Origin of the sequence: Jiangella alkaliphila (assembly GCF_900105925.1) — a bacterium.
Lineage (GTDB): Bacteria > Actinomycetota > Actinomycetes > Jiangellales > Jiangellaceae > Jiangella > Jiangella alkaliphila.
The window spans coordinates 61,156-78,178 of sequence record NZ_LT629791.1 but is presented as its reverse complement, the minus strand read 5'-3'; the positions used below and the strand labels follow the sequence as shown (position 1 = coordinate 78,178).

At 72.6% G+C, this 17,023-nt stretch carries 20 protein-coding genes; 12 read left to right on the top strand and 8 right to left on the bottom strand.

Features of this window, described 5'->3' with window-relative positions; all coding sequences use genetic code 11:
- Positions 1–186 precede the first annotated feature (186 nt).
- A complete protein-coding gene (locus BLV05_RS00380) occupies positions 187–621 on the bottom strand; it encodes a PLD nuclease N-terminal domain-containing protein (RefSeq protein ID WP_052762357.1) in 435 nt (144 codons plus the stop codon).
- Positions 622–1,105: 484 nt separating this feature from the next.
- Here BLV05_RS00380 and BLV05_RS00375 point away from each other — a divergent pair, with 484 nt between their 5' ends.
- Both BLV05_RS00375 and BLV05_RS00370 read left to right on the top strand, forming a co-directional pair.
- A complete protein-coding gene (locus tag BLV05_RS00375) occupies positions 1,106–1,573 on the top strand; it encodes an Lrp/AsnC family transcriptional regulator (protein WP_046768254.1) in 468 nt (155 codons plus the stop codon).
- Positions 1,573–2,535 carry a threonine ammonia-lyase gene (locus BLV05_RS00370; protein ID WP_046768253.1) on the top strand — a complete coding sequence of 321 codons (963 nt, stop codon included), beginning with the start codon at positions 1,573–1,575 and terminating at the stop codon, positions 2,533–2,535. The genes BLV05_RS00375 and BLV05_RS00370 overlap by 1 nt, the downstream gene beginning before the upstream one ends.
- Here the strand turns inward: BLV05_RS00370 and BLV05_RS00365 are convergent.
- Complete coding sequence (locus tag BLV05_RS00365; protein ID WP_197683477.1) at positions 2,516–2,902, bottom strand: rhodanese-like domain-containing protein; 387 nt, start codon at positions 2,900–2,902, stop codon at positions 2,516–2,518. The genes BLV05_RS00370 and BLV05_RS00365 overlap by 20 nt on opposite strands.
- Before the next feature lie 94 nt (positions 2,903–2,996).
- Here BLV05_RS00365 and BLV05_RS00360 point away from each other — a divergent pair, with 94 nt between their 5' ends.
- Together BLV05_RS00360 and BLV05_RS00355 are read left to right on the top strand one after the other, a co-directional pair.
- The gene (locus BLV05_RS00360) at positions 2,997–3,461 is read left to right on the top strand and encodes an Lrp/AsnC family transcriptional regulator (RefSeq protein ID WP_046768252.1); all 465 of its coding nucleotides are present in this window, start codon (positions 2,997–2,999) and stop codon (positions 3,459–3,461) included.
- A gap of 17 nt (positions 3,462–3,478) precedes the next feature.
- Positions 3,479–4,408: a TIGR04222 domain-containing membrane protein gene (locus tag BLV05_RS00355; RefSeq protein ID WP_046768251.1), complete on the top strand. Its 930-nt coding sequence runs from the start codon at positions 3,479–3,481 to the stop codon at positions 4,406–4,408.
- Positions 4,409–4,418: 10 nt separating this feature from the next.
- On the opposite strand, the gene BLV05_RS00350 is transcribed toward BLV05_RS00355, so the two are convergent.
- The gene (locus tag BLV05_RS00350; RefSeq protein ID WP_046768250.1) at positions 4,419–5,441 is read right to left on the bottom strand and encodes an LLM class F420-dependent oxidoreductase; all 1,023 of its coding nucleotides are present in this window, start codon (positions 5,439–5,441) and stop codon (positions 4,419–4,421) included.
- 162 nt (positions 5,442–5,603) lie between these two features.
- On the opposite strand from BLV05_RS00350, the gene BLV05_RS00345 reads away from it, so the two are divergent.
- The 4 genes from BLV05_RS00345 to BLV05_RS35380 all read left to right on the top strand — a co-directional run bounded on the left by BLV05_RS00345 (position 5,604) and on the right by BLV05_RS35380 (position 7,357).
- Positions 5,604–6,059: a DUF3806 domain-containing protein gene (locus tag BLV05_RS00345; RefSeq protein WP_082155148.1), complete on the top strand. Its 456-nt coding sequence runs from the start codon at positions 5,604–5,606 to the stop codon at positions 6,057–6,059.
- Positions 6,056–6,457, top strand: a complete 402-nt coding sequence (locus tag BLV05_RS00340) for a cytidine deaminase family protein (protein WP_046768248.1) — start codon at positions 6,056–6,058, stop codon at positions 6,455–6,457. The genes BLV05_RS00345 and BLV05_RS00340 overlap by 4 nt, the downstream gene beginning before the upstream one ends.
- Positions 6,458–6,674: 217 nt before the next feature.
- Complete coding sequence (locus BLV05_RS00335) at positions 6,675–6,974, top strand: DUF4229 domain-containing protein (protein ID WP_082155147.1); 300 nt, start codon at positions 6,675–6,677, stop codon at positions 6,972–6,974.
- Positions 6,975–7,183: 209 nt separating this feature from the next.
- Positions 7,184–7,357 carry a hypothetical protein gene (locus tag BLV05_RS35380; protein WP_157524172.1) on the top strand — a complete coding sequence of 58 codons (174 nt, stop codon included), beginning with the start codon at positions 7,184–7,186 and terminating at the stop codon, positions 7,355–7,357.
- A 177-nt stretch (positions 7,358–7,534) separates the two neighbouring features.
- Here the strand turns inward: BLV05_RS35380 and BLV05_RS00330 are convergent, their stop codons facing one another.
- The 4 genes from BLV05_RS00330 to BLV05_RS00315 all read right to left on the bottom strand — a co-directional run bounded on the left by BLV05_RS00330 (position 7,535) and on the right by BLV05_RS00315 (position 11,533).
- Positions 7,535–8,410, bottom strand: a complete 876-nt coding sequence (locus BLV05_RS00330) for a 1,4-dihydroxy-2-naphthoate polyprenyltransferase (RefSeq protein ID WP_046768247.1) — start codon at positions 8,408–8,410, stop codon at positions 7,535–7,537.
- Complete coding sequence (gene menE, locus BLV05_RS00325) at positions 8,410–9,618, bottom strand: o-succinylbenzoate--CoA ligase (RefSeq protein WP_082155146.1); 1,209 nt, start codon at positions 9,616–9,618, stop codon at positions 8,410–8,412. Before menE ends, BLV05_RS00330 begins: the two co-directional genes overlap by 1 nt.
- Positions 9,619–9,757: 139 nt before the next feature.
- Positions 9,758–10,477 carry a DUF3800 domain-containing protein gene (locus BLV05_RS00320; protein WP_052762355.1) on the bottom strand — a complete coding sequence of 240 codons (720 nt, stop codon included), beginning with the start codon at positions 10,475–10,477 and terminating at the stop codon, positions 9,758–9,760.
- Between the two features lie 144 nt (positions 10,478–10,621).
- The gene (locus BLV05_RS00315; RefSeq protein WP_046768246.1) at positions 10,622–11,533 is read right to left on the bottom strand and encodes a 1,4-dihydroxy-2-naphthoyl-CoA synthase; all 912 of its coding nucleotides are present in this window, start codon (positions 11,531–11,533) and stop codon (positions 10,622–10,624) included.
- Positions 11,534–11,623: 90 nt separating this feature from the next.
- Here BLV05_RS00315 and BLV05_RS00310 point away from each other — a divergent pair, with 90 nt between their 5' ends.
- Both BLV05_RS00310 and BLV05_RS00305 read left to right on the top strand, forming a co-directional pair.
- Positions 11,624–12,163, top strand: a complete 540-nt coding sequence (locus BLV05_RS00310) for a hypothetical protein (RefSeq protein ID WP_046768245.1) — start codon at positions 11,624–11,626, stop codon at positions 12,161–12,163.
- A 110-nt stretch (positions 12,164–12,273) separates the two neighbouring features.
- Positions 12,274–13,422 (top strand): hypothetical protein, encoded by a 1,149-nt coding sequence (locus BLV05_RS00305; protein ID WP_046768244.1) that lies wholly within the window; start codon positions 12,274–12,276, stop codon positions 13,420–13,422.
- 14 nt (positions 13,423–13,436) lie between these two features.
- Here the strand turns inward: BLV05_RS00305 and BLV05_RS00300 are convergent, their stop codons facing one another.
- Positions 13,437–14,705: an MFS transporter gene (locus tag BLV05_RS00300; protein ID WP_046768243.1), complete on the bottom strand. Its 1,269-nt coding sequence runs from the start codon at positions 14,703–14,705 to the stop codon at positions 13,437–13,439.
- A gap of 57 nt (positions 14,706–14,762) precedes the next feature.
- Between BLV05_RS00300 and BLV05_RS00295 the strand changes: the two genes are divergently transcribed.
- Positions 14,763–15,335, top strand: a complete 573-nt coding sequence (locus BLV05_RS00295) for a CGNR zinc finger domain-containing protein (RefSeq protein WP_160312734.1) — start codon at positions 14,763–14,765, stop codon at positions 15,333–15,335.
- The gene (gene menD, locus BLV05_RS00290; protein WP_046768241.1) at positions 15,332–16,993 is read left to right on the top strand and encodes a 2-succinyl-5-enolpyruvyl-6-hydroxy-3-cyclohexene-1-carboxylic-acid synthase; all 1,662 of its coding nucleotides are present in this window, start codon (positions 15,332–15,334) and stop codon (positions 16,991–16,993) included. Before BLV05_RS00295 ends, menD begins: the two co-directional genes overlap by 4 nt.
- The last annotated feature ends 30 nt before the right edge of the window (positions 16,994–17,023 follow it).

Below are 17,023 nucleotides of genomic sequence, written 5' to 3'. Positions count from 1 at the left end.
CCGACGGGCTGTGCCCGGTTCTTCCCCGTCCCCCTGGTAGCTGCCAGTTCTTGGCCGCGTGCGCGCGGGTCAAGCGGTCTCGTCGGCGCGAAGCGCCCATCAGTCCGCTTGAGGCGCGGGTGCGCGGCTAAGAGAATAGGCAGCAGGGGGACGCCCAACTCGGCAACCCCCGGCGAACCGAGGGGCTTAGCGGGAGTCGTCCTCGTCGTCGGTGCGCTGGCGGGCCTCGTCCTCGCGCTTGCGGGCCTCGGCCTGCTTGCGCCGCTCGACCTCCTCGGCAGCGGCACGCTCTTCGGCGTCCTTCGCGGCCTTGGCCTCGGCCTCGCGCTTACGGAGGTCGGCCTCCCACTGGTTGAGCATCTGCTCGTGCTTGGTGTCGATGTCGCGCAGGTGCCGCAGGAACTCGGGGTCGTCGTCAGGCGCGACCGGCCGTGGGGGCGGGCCGGCGGGCCGCTGCGGACGCGTCCGCAGCTTGCCCAGGACCAGCCAGAGGACCGGCCCGATGATCGGGACGAGCACGATGATCGCCACCCAGGCGACGCGGTTGAGCGACCGGAACCGGGCGGAGTCGGTCTGCAGGCAGTCGATCAGCGCATAGACGAGCAGCGCTATGGCGACCACGATTGGTAGTACCCGACCCACCGTGTGACCTCCCTGGTCGAGCTGTGCTCTTCCCTCCAGCCTAGGCGCTGCGCCGGGCGTGACGCACCTCGGACCGGAATCCGCTTGTCAGAGCAAGCGTCAGGCCGATCCGAGGGCGCCACGACCAGGGGCCGGGGGCGGGCCCTCGAAGGCGTCCGGCCGGGCGGGGCCGGACGCGTGGTCGTCGGTCAGGAGAAGAGGCGACGGCGCGGGCGGTGACCGGCGCGAAGGACGGCAGCCTGGCGCGCCCTCTCGGCCTCCCGACGCAGGTCGTCGATGCGAGTCTGGGCGTACTCCAAGCTGTACAACGTCACTCCCTGTAGCGAACTTCAATCAAATCAAAGGTCAAGAGCGCCTCTGTACCTATGATTCTAAGTTACGGGAAGGTCACGGAACAATCTCGAACCGGGTGATCCCCACCACGTTGCCGGCGTCCCGCGGGGCGCTGCGAGGATGGAGCGCCATGGACACCGTCGATGCGAGTCTTGTCGCGGCGTTGCGGGCCAACGGCCGGGCGTCGTACGCGGAACTGGGGAGGCTGGTGGGCCTGTCCGGACCGAGCATCCAAGAGCGGGTGCGCCGGCTCGAGGAGCGCGGGGTCATCACCGGCTACCGCGCCACCGTCAACCAAGCGGCCGTGGGTCTGGGGCTGACGGCGCTGATCGGGCTGGTGCTGTCCGACTCGGCCGGCCACGAGGAGGTCGGCGCCCGGCTCGAGGGCGTCGCGGAGGTCGAGGACTGCTGGTTCATCGCCGGCGACGAGGCGTACATGCTGAAGGTCCGCGTCGCCGACGTCGAAGGGCTGGAGCGGCTGCTCGGCCGCCTCGTCCGCATCGAGGGGGTCGCGCGCACCCGCACCACGCTGGTCATCTCGACGCGGTTCGAGGACCGCCAGGTCGAGCCGGCCGCGGCCGAACTGGTCGGCAGCTGATGGCGGCGAACGGCCTGGTGACCCTCGACGACGTTCGCGCGGCGGCGGCGCGCCTCGACGGCGTCGCCGTCCGCACCCCCCTGATCCCGGCCGCGTGGGCCGGCGGCGAGCTGTGGCTGAAGCCGGAGGGGCTGCAGGCGACCGGCGCGTTCAAGCTGCGCGGCGCGTTCAACGCCGTCGCCCTGCTCGACGACGACGCCCGGGCGCGCGGCGTCGTCACGCACTCCAGCGGCAACCATGCACAGGCGCTGGCCTGGGCCGCCCGCGAGCAGGGCATCGCGGCCACCGTCGTCATGCCCGACGCCGCAACGCCGGTGAAGGTCGAGGCGACGCGGGCGCTCGGCGCCGAGGTGCTCATGGTGCGGCCGGCCGAGCGCGACAGCCGGGTCCGCGAGCTGGTCACCGAGCGCGGGCTGACGTTCGTCTCGCCGTTCGACGACGCCCGGGTCATCGCCGGCGCGGGTACCGTCGGCCTCGAGATCGCCGCCGACCGGCCCGACGCCGGCACCGTCCTCGTCCCCGTGGGCGGCGGCGGGCTGATCTCCGGCATCGGCGTCGCCGTCAAGGCGCTGGCGCCCGGGACGCGCGTCGTCGGCGTCGAACCCGAGCTGGCCGCCGACGCCCGCGACAGCCTGGCCCGCGGCGAGCGGGTCGCCTGGGACCCCGCCGACACCTACCGCACCATCGCCGACGGCGTCCGGCTCCCGGTGATCGGCGAGCTGACCTGGGAGCACATCCGCCGCTACGTCGACGAGATCGTCACCGTGCCGGAGGACGCGATCCTGGCCGCGATGCGGCTGCTGGCGGTGCGCGGGCGGATCGTGTCCGAGCCGACGGGCGCGCTGACGACGGCCGCATTCCTGGCCGAGCCGGAGCGGTTCGGCCGGGCGGTGGCCGTCGTGTCGGGCGGCAACGCCGACCCGGCGCTGCTGGCCCGCGTGCTCACGTCGTCCGGAGTGTGAAGCCCTCGTCGAGCCAGCCGGTGACGCCGCCGATCATCTTCTTGACCGGACGGCCCAGCCGGGCCAGCCGCAGTGCGGCCTTGTCGGCGCCGTTGCAGTGCGGCCCGGCGCAGTAGACCACGAAGGCCGTGCCGGCCGGCCACCGGGCGAGATTGCGCTCGACGATGCGTCCGTGCGGCAGGCTGACGGCGCCCGGCACGTGCCCGGCGGCGTACAGCTCCGGGCTGCGGACGTCGAGCAGCACGAAGTCGGCGGTCCCGGTGGTCAGCGCGTGGTGGACGTCCCAGCAGTCGGTCTCGAACGCCAGCAGGGACGCGAAGTGCGCGGCGGCCTCGTCCGGCGGCGCGATCGAGTTCGTCATCGTCATGGGTCGACGGTAGATCGGCGGCCTGCGCTGCTGGCAGGGCCGATCGGGGGTCTTGGGCGGCCGTGCGGCGGGGAAACCCCGGTATCGTCGCGCCATGGCCGACGATTCCGCCTCGACCCTCGACCGCGTCGACTGGCAGCTGCTCGAGCACCTCCAGCGCGACGGCCGCGTCGCCGTCGCCGAGCTGGCCCGCCGCGTCAATCTCGGGCCCACCGCGACCGCCGACCGTATCCGCCGGCTCACCGACCTCGGCGTCATCGCCGGCTTCCGGGCGGAGCTGGACCTCGAGCGCGTCGGCTACACCGTCATCGCCTACGTCCGGCTGCGCTACCCGTCCGGCAACTACCGCGCGCTGCACGCCGAGCTGGACCGCACCCAGGAGCTGCTGGAGTGCCACCACGTCACCGGCGACGACTGCTTCGTGATCAAGGTCGCCGCACGGTCCATGCGGCACCTGGAGGAGCTGGCCGGCCGGCTGGCCACGCTCGGTAGCGTCACGACCTCCGTCGTGTACTCGTCGCCGCTGGTTTCGCGGGTGATCACGCAACCGCAACCCTGACGTGTCAGCGTCGAACGGTGACGGCACTGCTGGTGCTCTTCGTCCTGGTGGTCGTCGGCGGCATCGGCTCGGCGATCGCGGTGAACGTCGTCGACCGCCGTCCCCGCCCCGATGAGGCCCGCTACGAGATCGGCCGCAGCTTCGACCGCACCGACACCGCGTTGGTCAGTGGCGGCGTCGCCCGCGCCATCGACGTCACCGTCCTCGAGCTCGTCGACCGCGGGCTGGTACTCGCCGAGGACGGGAAGCTCACCGTCAGCGACGAGGTCGACCGGCTGCTCGACACCCCGATGGACAGCCCTGAGTACAAGCCGCCCTACGCCACCGACGAGGGCTGGATCCTGGTCTCGGTGCGGGCCAAGGGCCGCCAGGGGCTGGACGCCGTCCGCCGTGACGTGCTGAAGATGCGGCTGCGGACTCGGTTGCGCACGCTGGCCGACCGCGGCTTCCTGGTGACGCCGCTGCGCCGCCAGTGGGGCCCGGCTGTCGTGTGGGCGCCGACGCTGGCCGGCATGTTCTTCTGCTCGATGGGGCTGATCACGTCGTACAACCCGCTCGAGGACAGCGATGCGCCGGCCGCGATCACGATCTTCGCATGGTTCCCGGTGACGCTGCTGACGGCGTTCATCTGGAGCCGTCGCCCCGGCTACCACGGCCCCGACCCGCGGACCGCGCGCGGCCGCGACATCGTCGACCTGCTGCGGGCCGAGCTGCCCGACGACGCCCCGCAGGCGCAGCGGGTCGCCGTCGGCGGGTTCGCCGCCATGACGGACGACGCGCTGCGCCGCCAGGTCCAGGGCCGGGCCGATGAGTCACGGTGGAGCATCATGCGCCGCGGCCGCGCCGGCCACTACGGCGTCAACGCCGCGCTCGCCGCCGACTCCGGCATGACCAGCGGCGACGGTGGCGACGGTGACGGAGGCGGCGACGGCGGTGGCGGGGACTGAGCGTCGTCGATCAGGTGAGCGCCGGGACGACCTCGCGCTCGAACAGCTCGACGCCGCTGAGGTCGTAGGCGGCCTCCGGGAAGTAGCCGATGGCGTAGCTCATGCCGACGTCCTTGAACCGCTGGATCGCCTCGGCGACCTGCTCAGGCGTGCCGACCGTCGGGCTCTCGCGGAACGGCTGCATCTTCTCGGCCACGACGTCGGGCGTCATGAACCGGCCGTAGATCTCCTCGATGCGGGCCAGCTTGGAGTCGACCTCGGCCTGGTCACTGCCGATGACGACGTTGAAGTTCATCGTCCGCGTGATGGAGTCGTAGTCGGTGCCGAGGTCGCGGCAGTGACCCGCCAGCACCTCGGACTTGTGCGCGAAGACCTCCGGCGTGCCGCTGAAGTTGGTGTACGCCGTGTAGCTGCGCGAGCCGGTGTACTCCGGGCCGCGGGCGTGCTTGGCCGCGATGCGCAGCGTCACCTTCTCGCCGCCGCCGGCGATCCACAGCGGGATGCCGTCCTCCTGCAGCGGCAGCGGCCGGCAGATGGCGCCGTCGACCTGGTAGTGCTCGCCGGCCAGGGTCGCGACCCCGTTCGTCCACGCCTGCCGCATGATGTCGACGCCCTCGTCGAGCATCGCCAGCCGGATGCCCGCGCGCGGGAAGCCGAAGCCGTAGGCGCGCCACTCGTGCTCGTACCAGCCCGCGCCGATGCCCATCTCGACCCGCCCGCCCGAGACGACGTCCGCCGTGGCGGCGACCTTCGCCAGGTAGGCCGGGTTGCGGTAGGCCATGCACGTGCACATCTGGCCGAGCCGCACCCGCTGCGTCGCGGCGCCGAACGCCGCCATCAGCGTCCACGCCTCGTGAGTGGCCTCCTCGGTGGGAACGGGAACTGTGTGGAAGTGGTCGTAGACCCAGATCGACTCCCAGGGGCCCGCATCGGCGTGCTGGGCGACCTTCAGCATGGCCGGCCACTGGTCGGCCGCCTTGATGTCGACGAGGTCCAGCCGCCAGCCCTGCGGGACGAAGAGTCCGAACTTCATGGGGGAAGTGGTCATACCTCACACGTTAGATCAAGGATGTGAACGGCCGGAGACGAGCCTCCGCTTCGCCTCTACGAGGTGATCCAGCCGCAGCCCCTTGAAGATCGCGTGGCGGCGTCGGCGGACCGGCTTCGCGGCCGCCGCAGGGGCTAGGCTGCGGCGATGGGCTGGTTCAAGAGGTCCGCACCACAGGCGGCGCCGACCGGGCCGGTGATCACCGACCTGCGCGACGCGGAGCGGGCGTGGGTGGCCGAGTGCCTGGCGTCGCTCGACGGTGCCGAGGCCGACATCGTCGCGCTCGGCACGGCCTATGACGAGGCGCTGCGTGGTTGGACGGCTACCGCACCGGATCCGGAGCACCGGCCTGACCCGAACGTCCTCATCAACCGGCTGGGTGTCGGATTCGGCGAGCACGTCCGGTTACGCACCGGGATGTCGTGGGTGGTCGCCAGCGACGAGTACGGCACCGAGCTGGCATTGCATGGGCAGCCCGGCGACGTTCTGCTGTATCCGGCGAACCTGGTGGCCAAGCGCTGGGTTGCCGGCGAGGCCGGCGTGCTGCCCGAGTTGGCCGCCGCGCTGATCGAGCGGGTCACGCACATCCGCGAGCAGCGATGAACGACGACGAGCTGATCGCCTCGGCCGCCGCCTACCTCAACCCGCGCCGGCTCGACGACCGGCTGATCGGCGACGTCGCGTCGACGCTGGTCACGGACCGTGGCAACGCCTACCACGGGGTCTGCATCGACACGGCGTCCGGCACGGGGTTCTGCGCCGAGCACAGCGCGATCGCCGCCATGGTGACCGGCGGCGAGGAACGCATCGAGGCGATCGTCGCGGTGTGGCGGGACGAGAACGGCGCGCTGTACGTGCTGCCGCCGTGCGGCCGGTGCCGCGAGTTCATCCGGCAACTGCACCCGGACAACCTCGGCACTCGGGTCGTCCTGGGCCGGGACCGGGCCGTGCCGCTGCGCGAGCTGCTGCCCGAGCACGAGTGGCCGGCGTCGCTGGACTGAGTCGCCGGAACCGGTTGACGCTCGAACACCTGTTCGATAGTGTCGTCGCATGGTCCTTCCGAACACCACACCGGCGGCCGGCTACGGGCAGCGGCCGAGCCGCCCCTCCAGGCCACCACCCTCCCCGGGGTGATCGGCAGGGGCCGTCGCCCGGGCTTCCCCCGACTCGCGGGCGGCGGCCCTGCCGATCACTGGGCGGCGTAGAATCCGTCAGGTCATGGCCGTTCTTCGATACACCCTGTTGCGCGCGCTGGTGTTCGCCATCGCCACCGCGCTGCTCTGGCTCGTCGGCTTGCGCGGGCTGGTGCTCGTGGCGCTCGGGCTGGTGCTCTCCGGACTGGTCAGTTTCTTCGTGCTGCGCGGCAGCCGCGACAAGGTCTCCATCGCCTGGGACCGTCGGCTGCGCACCATCCGCGAGCGCACTGCCGCCGAGGACGCGTGGGACGACGAGCAGCGCTCCCGCGCCGAGGCGGACGTCCAGCAGCCCAACCGCACGGACGGGCCGCGCGAGGCCTAGCAGGCCTGGCACGACGCCCACGCGGGCGCACCCGCGACCGTGACGAGAGCCGTCACGCCGTCGCCATGCTCGGCATGCCCGAGCCTCGAGACGAGCGCTGACCAACTATCGAGAAGAAATCTTGACAGGGCGCGTCATGATCCGGCCGTCCCTCTGTCTTGTGGGTCAGACGGCCGCCGCGAGGAGCCGTCCTCACACAGGAGGTTCACATGATGACCGACGAATACGAGCGGGCCGCCGAAGACGCCAAGCGGGCCAAGCGCGGCCGGCACCGCGGCGAGAGCCAGTCGCTGCTGCAGGACCTGCGGGCGGCCATCGTCGCGCGGATTCCTGCCGAGGACCGCGGCTACAGCGGCCCGCGCCGCGCTCGCCGGCACGCCTGAGGTGCGGGCGGGAGCACCAGCACCGTTATCCGACTTGCGGACGGCCGCAACCAGCGGTCCCGCCCGACGGCGAGCCGGCCACCAGCCGGTTCGCGACCCCGGCCCGGCCCCAAGTGTCCTCGGCGAACGGGTGGGAGCTCGCGATCACGACCTCGGCCTGGCGCGTGGGCGAACCCCTCAGCCCACCGCCAGGCCGACGGTCAGCAGCACCGCGAAGGCCAGCTCGGTCATTCCGGTCCGCTTCAGCACCGGGATGAGGTCCCGGCCGGTCGCCCGCCGGACCACCGGCAGCGCGGTCACCACGGCCAGTGGGGCGCACAGCAGCGTGAGGGCGCCCCACGGCCGTCCGGTGACGGCCAGCGCCGCCACGATCAGGAACGGCGCCGTCATCAGCAGCACGTAGAGCATCCGGCTGCGTTGTTCGCCGAGCGTCACCGCCAGCGTCCGCTTGCCGCTCTCAGTGTCGGTGCCGATGTCGCGGATGTTGTTGACCAGCAGCAGCGCACACGCCAGGCAGCCGATCGCCACCGCCGACACCAGCGACGTCCACGTCAGCTCGTCGGCCTGCACATAGGTCGTCCCGGCCACGGCCACGAGCCCGAAGAACACGAACACCGAGATCTCGCCGAGCCCGCGGTAGCCGTACGGGTTGCGGCCGCCGGTGTAGAACCAGGCCGCCGCTATCGCCAGCGCCCCGACGGCGAACAGCCACCAGTGCCCCGACCACGCCACCAGCGCCGCACCGGACACCCCGGCCGCCGCGAAGCTCCACAGCGCCGCCGCCTTCACCGCCGCCGGCCGCGCCGCACCCGATCCGACCAGCCGGAACGGGCCGACCCGGTGCTCGTCGGTGCCGCGGATGCCGTCGGAGTAGTCGTTCGCGTAGTTGACGCCGATCTGCAGCGCCAACGCGACCACCAGCGCCAGCAGCGCCTTGCCCAGGTGCGCACCGTCGGCGGCCGCGGCGGCCCCCGTACCCACCAGCACCGGCGCGACGGCGGCCGGCAGGGTCCGCGGCCGGGCGCCCTCGACCCACTGCCCGGGCGTCGCCATCAGGCGTCCGCCCGTCCGAGCCGGGCCGCGAGCGCGCGGCGGTCGGTCTTCCCGCCGGGCAGGGTGGGCAGCGCTTCGAGCACGTGCAGCTCCTTGGGGGCGTAGGCGACGGGGTGCCGCTCGCGGACGTGGGCACGCACGGAGTCGAGCGACGGCGGGCGCGCGGCGTCGGCGGGCACGACGGCGACGACGACCCGCTCGCCCCACTCGGCGTCGGGGACGGCGACGCTGAGCGCCTCGGCGACGTCCGGGTGCGAGGCGACGGCGAGGTCGACGGCGGCCAGCGGGACGTTCTCGCCGCCCGACACCGCGACGTCATCCGCCCGGCCGAGCACCGTCAGGCGGCCGTCGGCGTCGAGTGAGCCGAGGTCGGACGTGGTGAACCAGCCGCCGGCGAACGACGGCGCGAGGTCGGGGCGCAGCCGGTAGCCCGACGCCAGCATCGGGCCGGCCAGCCGGATCCGTCCGTCGGCCGCCAGCTCGACCCGCACCCCGTCCAGCGGGACGCCGTCGTACACGCAGCCGCCGCAGGTCTCCGTCATGCCGTAGGTCGTGACGATCTCGACGCCGGCCTTGCGGGCGCGGTCCAGCCGCGCGTCGTCGGCCGCGGCGCCGCCGACCAGCACGGCGTCGTAGCCGGTCAGCGCCGAAAGCGGCGCCCCGCCGGCGTCCAGCAGTGCGCTGAGCTGCCGCGGGACCAGCGCCGTGTAGCGGCGGCCGTGGCCGGCGAAGACCTGGACGCTGGCGGCCGCGAACAGCTCCGGGTCGAACCCGTCGCTGAGGTCGACGGCGACCGGTTCCGTCCCCGCGACCACGGACCGCGCCAGGACCATCAGGCCGGCGATGTGGGTGGCGGGCAGCGCGAGCAGCCAGCGGCCCGGCCCCCCGAGCCGCTCCAGCGTCGCCTCGGCGGACGCCCGGACGGCGGCGGCGCTCAGCAGCGCGCCCTTCGGCCGCCCCGTCGACCCCGACGTCGGCACGATGAACGCGACGCCCTCCTCGAGCGGCCGGCGCGGCGCGAACTCCGTCATGAGCTCGTCGCGCACCGCCGCCGGCGACGACGGCAGCGGCAGCAGCGCGTCCCCGCCGGCCAGCGCCCCGGCGACGGCGGGCAGCAGCCGCTTCACGACCGCCGGGCGCAACGGCACCTCGACCGTGGTCAGGGTGCGGCGGCCGGTGGGGCCGGAGGGCTGGGTCGGCGTCTGCATCGCGCCTCCACCCTAGATGCCGGCCCGTTGCCGACCGCCGACGGCTCGGCTGCCCGCGAGGAACGCCGACTCCCCGGGTGGCGGGGAGCGACCTCATGCGGCAATGGCTGGAGGAACGGCCGGAGGCGCCTTCCGTCGGCTAGTCTCCGAACCTCTTGCGGTCCATCGTCTTGAAGTACCCCTTCTTCAGGGCGCGTTCGGCACTGTCCTTCGGGGTGGAGAAGAAGTCGCGCTCGGAGCTGGACAGCCCGTCCGTCTCGATCTTCTTGCGCAGTAGCGCAAGCGTGCAGCAGAGGTCGGCAGCCTGGAACAAGCTGTAGCCCGACGGGACGACCTTCCGAACCTCGACGTTGGTCAGGTGTGCGTTGAAGACACTGTTGACGAGGTTCGTGATTTCCTTCTGCCCGTTGTCGTAGTAGATGACGACTCGATCCCATGAGCTGAAGTACTGGTGGTTCGATCGGATCAGCGCGCCGAGCTCGCGAGACATGGCGCTCACGAGTCGGTCGGTACCGCTGTGCTCCCGCTTGCTGAACACCTGGGAGTGGTGGGTCACGTCGCACGTACGGACGAAGTCCACCAGGACGCGAAATATAGATCGACGAGCCGGCAGGTCCAGCCAGCGGTAGTCGTGCTCCCGGCGGATCAGCGGTGCCGTGTGGATCGCATGACTCGCTGACAGCCCGCGTGCTTGGAGTGCCTCATGGATCTTGTCGAGGTGGCGTGTGATGTCGTCACTCTGATCGTGGAAGACGAGGCTCAAGATGTAGAACGGCGAGTGCTTCTGCAAGGGGCCGAAGTCGCCGGACTCATCGATGAAGATGCTGAGCTCCCGCAACAGCACTTCCCGGAAATGCATTTAGGCGGGGGATGTCCCCGCCTAAGGTTGGACCAGGGCCTCTCGGCCAGCCCAGATACTCAAGATTAGCACGGCATCCAGCCCCAAGCGTAGCCACTGGCTACCATCGATCGGGCGGCCTCTGAGCTGCGCAAACGCCTTGAATCAAAAGTACCAGGGGAAGGGCGACCAGTCGGGCGGCCGCTTCTCCAGGAACGCGTCGCGGCCCTCGACCGCTTCGTCGGTCATGTAGGCGAGCCGCGTCGCCTCGCCCGCGAAGACCTGCTGGCCGACCATGCCGTCGTCGATGGCGTTGAAGGCGAACTTGAGCATCCGCTGCGCCGTCGGGCTCTTGGCGTTGATCTTCGCCGCCCACTCCAGCGCCACCTCCTCAAGAGAGGCGTGCGGGACGACGGCGTTGACCATGCCCATGCGGTACGCGTCGGCGGCGGAGTACTCGGAGCCGAGGAAGAAGATCTCGCGGGCGAACTTCTGCCCGACCTGACGGGCCAGGTAGGCCGACCCGTAGCCGCCATCGAAGGAGCCGACGTCGGCGTCGGTCTGCTTGAAGCGGGCGTGCTCGGCGCTGGCCAGCGTGAGGTCGCTGACGACGTGCAGGCTGTGGCCGCCGCCGGCCGCCCAGCCGGGCACGACCGCGATGACGACCTTCGGCATGAACCGGATCAGCCGCTGCACCTCGAGGATGTGCAGCCGCCCTGCTCGCGCGGCGTCGACGGTCTCAGCGGTCTCGCCGCTGGCGTACTGGTAGCCGGAGCGGCCGCGGATCCGCTGGTCGCCGCCGGAGCAGAACGCCCACCCGCCGTCCTTTGGGGACGGCCCGTTGCCGGTCAGCAGCACGCACCCGACGTCGGGTGTCATGCGGGCGTGGTCGAGTGCGCGGTACAGCTCGTCGACGGTGTGCGGCCGGAAGGCGTTGCGCACCTCGGGCCGATCGAAGGCGATGCGGACGGTGCCGCGGTCGCGGTCGTCCTCGACGTGGCGGTGGTAGGTGAGGTCGGTGAAGTCGAAGCCCTCGACGGGGCGCCAGCGGGACGGGTCGAAAGGTGCGGTCGTCACGACCGTTACGCTAGTGGGGCGGCAGCCCCGGGCGCTCGGATAGGGTCCGCGCCATGGCATCGACCCGATGCCGACGCACGAGGGGTAAGCATGCGCAGGTACGGCTGGTGGAGCATCGTGGTGGCGTTCGTGGCGGTCTCCGTCGCGGGATGCGGCGAGGACGAGCCGGCCGACGAGCCGTACGACTCGGCACCGGCCGGGTGGATCGCCGTCACTGACGCGCCGAGCGGGGTGACTGTGGCGCTACCGGAGGCGGTGGAGGCGCAGGAGTTCTCGGGCCCGGCGCTCGATGGCTCGACCATGGAGGGCCGGTTCTACATGGTCGAGGACGAGACCGGAGGCGTCGCCTTCGGCATCTACGACACGCCGCCCGAGGCGTACAGCCTGCAGGTCGGTATCGCGGGGGCGGCCGAGGGCATGGGCGGCACTCTCGAGAACTCGGATCCGATCGAGATTCAGGGCCGCACCGGGATCGAGGGCGAGATCTCGTTGGCTTCGGGCTCGGGGCTGGTTCGGCACATCCTGCTCGACGAGCACGTCTTGACCTTGGTTGCGTACGGACTCGGCGCCGATGCGGACCAGGTCGAAGCCGACATGCGGCTGCTCACCGAATCGGCAGACCTTGGCTGACGGTAGGAAGAGGGAAATCGAGGGAACGAACCGGCCCATTCGGTCGTCTCAGGGATGTGGGAGCACCGGGTCGTGGCCGCCATGCGCCGGTGGCCATGGAAGATAGAGGCATGAAGTACCGCGCGATGGCTGTAGTCGGCGTCCTGGCCCTCCTGGTGGCGGCGGTGTTCGCCGTCCTCAGCGCCACGAGCGACGACGACCCGACAGCGAGCGGCGGGCCCGAGGCGACGATCGTCCAGGCAGCCGCGTCGCCGGCGCCCGAGCAGGTCGCCGCCGCCGTCGCCGCCGAGCCGCCGGCCGCGGCCGACGACCTGCCGCTGGTCCTGACGGCACCGGCTGAGGCCCGGCCGGGTGTGGCCATCACGTTCGGCGCCAGCTGGATCACGCCGTCCGGCGAGGCCGTCAGCGGCGAGGTCGACCTCCAGCGCATCGAGGGCAACTCCTGGGTCACCGTCACCACGGTCCCGGTCGAGAACGGCGCCGGCGACGTCGAGGTGCAGGTGCAGTCGTCGGGCATCTACCGGCTCGCGTACGGTGGCGGCCCCGAGGTCGAGGCGGTCGCGTCGCACGAGATCGTCATCACGGCCGGCTCCCCGCTGGTGTCGCGCATCACCGCCACGGCGGAGCGGGCCGACGACGGCGTGGGCGTCACCGCCGCGTGGACCACCGACGGCGGCGTCCCGATCGTCGGCGAGATCGGGCTGGAGCAGCAGGCCGACGGCGAGGAGTGGGCCGCGCTGTCCGCCCTCACGACGACGGCCGAGGGCACGGCGGTCGCCGAGGCCACCGCCGAGCACACCACGCGGTTCCGGTTCAGCTACGCCGGCGGCAGCCGGTTCGGCGCCGTCGTCAGCGAAGAGGCCATCGCGCTCGGCGACGACGTCCGCACCATCCCGGTCGAGACCTGCGACGACGACGTCGACATCGACAACCTCGGCAACGGCGTCGGCTGCCACTACACGCCGGTCGAGTCCGGCACGTTCGTCGTGGCGCACGACTACCTCGGCAACTCGTGGTGGAACTCCATCCCGACCGGCACGTTCGTCCAGCTCGAGGGCGAGTTCACCGGCCTGTACGAGGTCGTCGACCGCGTCATCGCGCAGGGCCGCGGCTCCGCGCTCGGCTCCGCGTCGAACTGGACCTGCGGCGACGAGTGCGACATCGTCCTGCAGACTTGCCAGGGCAGCAACACCGGCTTCACCTGGCTGCGGCAGGTCTCCGAGGACGAGGCGCCGCCGGCCGAGCAGCCGCAGACTTGACGGCCGGCGCGCGGTCAGCCGGTCCGCGACAGCCGGGCGGCCTCGTCGATCGACGCGAGCCGGCGCACCGGCGAGAACGCCACCCACAGCGTCGCCAAGGCCATGCCGAACGCGCCGGCCACCATCGCCGTCCGCCCGTCCGTGACGCCGGCCAGCACGCCGCCGAGCGACGCGCCCACCGGGATCGCGCCCCACGAGATCAGCCGGTACGCCGCGTTCACCCGGCCACGTAGCGACTCCGGCAGCGCCGCCTGGCGCAACGTCACCGCGTGCACATTGGCGATGCCGATCCCGACGCCCATCACCACGAACACCGCGCAGAACAGCACCAGGACCCCGACGACGTCAGTGCCGGTCAGTGCGACCAGCGCGGGCGCGGTGTTGCCGAGCACCAGCGTGATCAGCAGCACCCGCCCGTAGCCGAACCGGCCGGTCACCCGCGACCCGAACCAGGCGCCGAGGAACGAGCCGACCCCGCCCGCGGTGAACACGATGCCGAGCTGCACCGGACTGAGCCCGACCTCGCGCACCGTGAACAGCATCAGCCCGAGGATGAAGACCTCGTTGAACAGGTTGAACGTGGTCGCCTCGCCGAGCAGGGAGCGGATGAACCGGTTGCGCAGCGCCTCGCGCAGCCCCGCCGTCACCTCGGCCCACGACGGGCGGGACGACGCCGGCGGGCGGGCCGTCTCGACGACCGCGATGCCGCGCAGGCTGAGCGCCGACACCAGGTACGTCAGCGCGTTGACCAGCATCGCGACCGGCCCCGAGGCCGCCTGCACGAGCAGCCCGCCGAAGCCGCGGGCGCCGATCTCGTTCGCCGACTGCGCCGCCGCCAGTTTCCCGTTCGCGTCGACCAGCTGGTGCGGCGTCACGATCTCCGGCACGAACGCGAAGTCCGCGACCTGGTACAGCACCGTCAGTACGCCGGCCAGGAACATCACTCCGTATAGCAGCTCGATCTGCGCGAATCCGGCCCAGACCGCGATCGGGATGACGAGGATCAGCGCGAACCGGCCGACGTCGGCGCCGATCATCAGCGGCAGCCGGCGCCGACGGTCCACCAGCAGCCCGAGCGGCAGTGTGGCCAGCAGGAACGGCAGGAACTGGGCCGTCCGCAACGCGCCCAGCTCGCCCGGCGTCGCCGCCAGCACGCCGATCGCCAGCAGCGGCACGGCCAGCTCCGCGACCTCGGAGCCGAACGTCGACGCCGCCGAGCCGGTCCAGAGCCGGCGGAAGTCGCGGCTGTCCCAGGCGCCTCGACTAGCCGTAACCGCTGTCATGAATTCACAGGTTAGGGAGTAACCAATGAATTCCGCAAGAGGGTTATGCTCGGTGACATGTCCGGAGCCACCACGCCGGCGCCCGGCCGGCTCGAGACGGTCCGGCGCTTCGTCAACACGCTCGACGTCGACGCGGCGACGGACGCGCTGGCTACGCCGGGCGACCTGGTCGAGTGGCTGACCAGCGCGGACCTGCTGGACGATGCGGGCCCAGGAGTGGGCGCCGGCCCGGCCGAGCTGGCCCACGCGGTCGCCGTCCGCGAGGCGCTGCGCGAGACGCTGGCCGCCAACCACGACGGCGACCCGATCCCGGCCGCCGCTCTCGCCGTCCTCAACGAGGCGGCCGGCCGCGCCCGGCTCACCGCGACCCTCACCGCCCGCGACGGCTGGCGGCCGCGTCCGTCGGCCGGCGGGGTCGACGGCGCGATCGGCGGGCTGCTCGCGCTGGTCGGCGACGCGATGGCGGACGGGACGTGGTCGCGGCTCAAGGTGTGCGTCGACGACACCTGCCGGTGGGCGTTCTACGACGAGTCGCGGGCGCGGTCGGGCAAGTGGTGCTCCATGCAGGTCTGCGGCAATCGGGCCAAGCAGCGGGCGTGGCGCGACCGCAGGGCAGAATCGAGTACGTGAACCCCTCGACCTGGGCGGCCCGCACGCTGGTCACCGAGCTGGTCCGGCACCGCGTCAGGCACGTCGTGCTGGCCCCGGGCTCGCGGTCCGCACCGCTCGCGCACGCGCTGGCGACGGCGTCCGCGCGCGGCGACCTGCGGTTGCACGTGCGCGTCGACGAGCGGGTCGCCGCGTTCACCGCGCTCGGGCTGGCCCGGGTGGCCGGGCCGGTCGCCGTCGTCACGACGTCCGGCACCGCAGCGGCGAACCTGCACCCCGCGGTGCTGGAGGCGTCGCACTCGGGGGTGCCGCTGCTGCTGCTCACCGCCGACCGGCCGCACGAGCTGCGCGGCACCGGTGCCAACCAGACCACCGACCAGGTGCGGCTGTTCGGGTCCGCGGTCCGGTTCTTCGCCGACGTGCCCGCCTCGTACGGACGCGCGGGGGAGGACGCCGACCTGCGGGCGCTGCTGGCCCGCGCCGTCGCGGCCGCGGTCGGTACGCGCTCGGGCTTCGCCGGCCCCGTCCACCTCGACCTCGCCTTCCGCGAGCCGCTCGTCCCGGACGACGACGCGTCCTGGCCGGCGTCGTCCGACGGCGCCGTGGACGTGGCCGCTGCCGGACCGGCGGGGGAGCCGTCGGTGCTGGACGCTGGGCCGCGGACGGTCGTGGTCGCCGGCGACGGTGCGGGTACGGACGCGCGGACGTACGCCGAGGCGGCCGGTCTACCCCTGCTCGCCGAGCCGTCGTCGGGCGCCAGGTCCGGCACGAACGCCGTCGGCCCGTACCGGCTGCTGCTGGAGCGGCCCGAGCTCGGCGGCCTCGTCGAGCGGGTCGTCGTGTTCGGGCACGCGACGCTGTCGCGGCCGGTCAGCGCGCTGCTGGCACGGGAGTCGGCCGAGGTGGTCGTCGTCGCCGCGCGTGGTCCGGACTGGATCGACCCCGGCCGCCGGGCGGCGCGGGTGGTCCCGGCGGTCGCGGCTGACGCTCACGCCGACGACGGGGAGTGGCTGACGTGCTGGCAGCGGGCCGCCAAGGCCGCCCAGGACGCCGTCGACGGGGTCCTGACGGCCGGGCCGCTGTCCGGACCGGCCGTGGCCGCGCTGGTCTGGGCGGCGCGGCGGCCGGGCCAGACCCTGGTCGCGGGCTCGTCGAACCCGATCCGCGACCTCGACCTCGCGGCGGCACCCGCCTCCGCCGTTGACGACGCCGGGCCCGTGCTGGCCAACCGCGGCCTGGCCGGCATCGACGGCACCCTGTCGACGGCGACCGGCGTGGCGCTGGCGACCGGCGCGCCCGTCCGCGCGCTGGTCGGCGACCTCACCTTCCTGCACGACATCGGCGGCCTGCTCATCGGCCCGCTGGAGGACCGGCCCGACCTGCAGATCGTCGTCGTCAACGACGACGGCGGCGGCATCTTCGCGCTGCTCGAACACGGCGACCCGGCGCACGCGGACCGGTTCGAGCGCGTCTTCGGCACCCCGCACGGCGCGGACCTCGCGTCGCTGTGCGCCGGCTATGGGGTCGCGCACCGCCGCGTCACCGACGGCGCGTCGCTGGGGTCGGCCCTGGCCGAGCCGGTGACGGGGCGCAGCGTGCTCGAGGTGCCGGTCGCTCGCGCCGCCCTGCGCGACCTGCACGCCCGCCTCCGTGACGCGGTCGCCGCCGCCCTCGGCTGAACCCCACGCCGAAGTTGATCTTGGAGTTCT

Coding starts and splice junctions, on each gene's coding strand:
- BLV05_RS00375 (WP_046768254.1), top strand. CDS start 1,106: ATGGACACCGTCGATGCGAGTCTTGTCGCGGCGTTGCGGGCCAACGGC.
- BLV05_RS00370 (WP_046768253.1), top strand. CDS start 1,573: ATGGCGGCGAACGGCCTGGTGACCCTCGACGACGTTCGCGCGGCGGCG.
- BLV05_RS00365 (WP_197683477.1), bottom strand. CDS start 2,902: ATGACGATGACGAACTCGATCGCGCCGCCGGACGAGGCCGCCGCGCAC.
- BLV05_RS00360 (WP_046768252.1), top strand. CDS start 2,997: ATGGCCGACGATTCCGCCTCGACCCTCGACCGCGTCGACTGGCAGCTG.
- BLV05_RS00350 (WP_046768250.1), bottom strand. CDS start 5,441: ATGAAGTTCGGACTCTTCGTCCCGCAGGGCTGGCGGCTGGACCTCGTC.
- BLV05_RS00345 (WP_082155148.1), top strand. CDS start 5,604: ATGGGCTGGTTCAAGAGGTCCGCACCACAGGCGGCGCCGACCGGGCCG.
- BLV05_RS00340 (WP_046768248.1), top strand. CDS start 6,056: ATGAACGACGACGAGCTGATCGCCTCGGCCGCCGCCTACCTCAACCCG.
- BLV05_RS00335 (WP_082155147.1), top strand. CDS start 6,675: ATGGCCGTTCTTCGATACACCCTGTTGCGCGCGCTGGTGTTCGCCATC.
- BLV05_RS35380 (WP_157524172.1), top strand. CDS start 7,184: ATGATGACCGACGAATACGAGCGGGCCGCCGAAGACGCCAAGCGGGCC.
- BLV05_RS00330 (WP_046768247.1), bottom strand. CDS start 8,410: ATGGCGACGCCCGGGCAGTGGGTCGAGGGCGCCCGGCCGCGGACCCTG.
- menE (WP_082155146.1), bottom strand. CDS start 9,618: ATGCAGACGCCGACCCAGCCCTCCGGCCCCACCGGCCGCCGCACCCTG.
- BLV05_RS00320 (WP_052762355.1), bottom strand. CDS start 10,477: ATGCATTTCCGGGAAGTGCTGTTGCGGGAGCTCAGCATCTTCATCGAT.
- BLV05_RS00310 (WP_046768245.1), top strand. CDS start 11,624: ATGCGCAGGTACGGCTGGTGGAGCATCGTGGTGGCGTTCGTGGCGGTC.
- BLV05_RS00305 (WP_046768244.1), top strand. CDS start 12,274: ATGAAGTACCGCGCGATGGCTGTAGTCGGCGTCCTGGCCCTCCTGGTG.
- BLV05_RS00300 (WP_046768243.1), bottom strand. CDS start 14,705: ATGACAGCGGTTACGGCTAGTCGAGGCGCCTGGGACAGCCGCGACTTC.
- BLV05_RS00295 (WP_160312734.1), top strand. CDS start 14,763: ATGTCCGGAGCCACCACGCCGGCGCCCGGCCGGCTCGAGACGGTCCGG.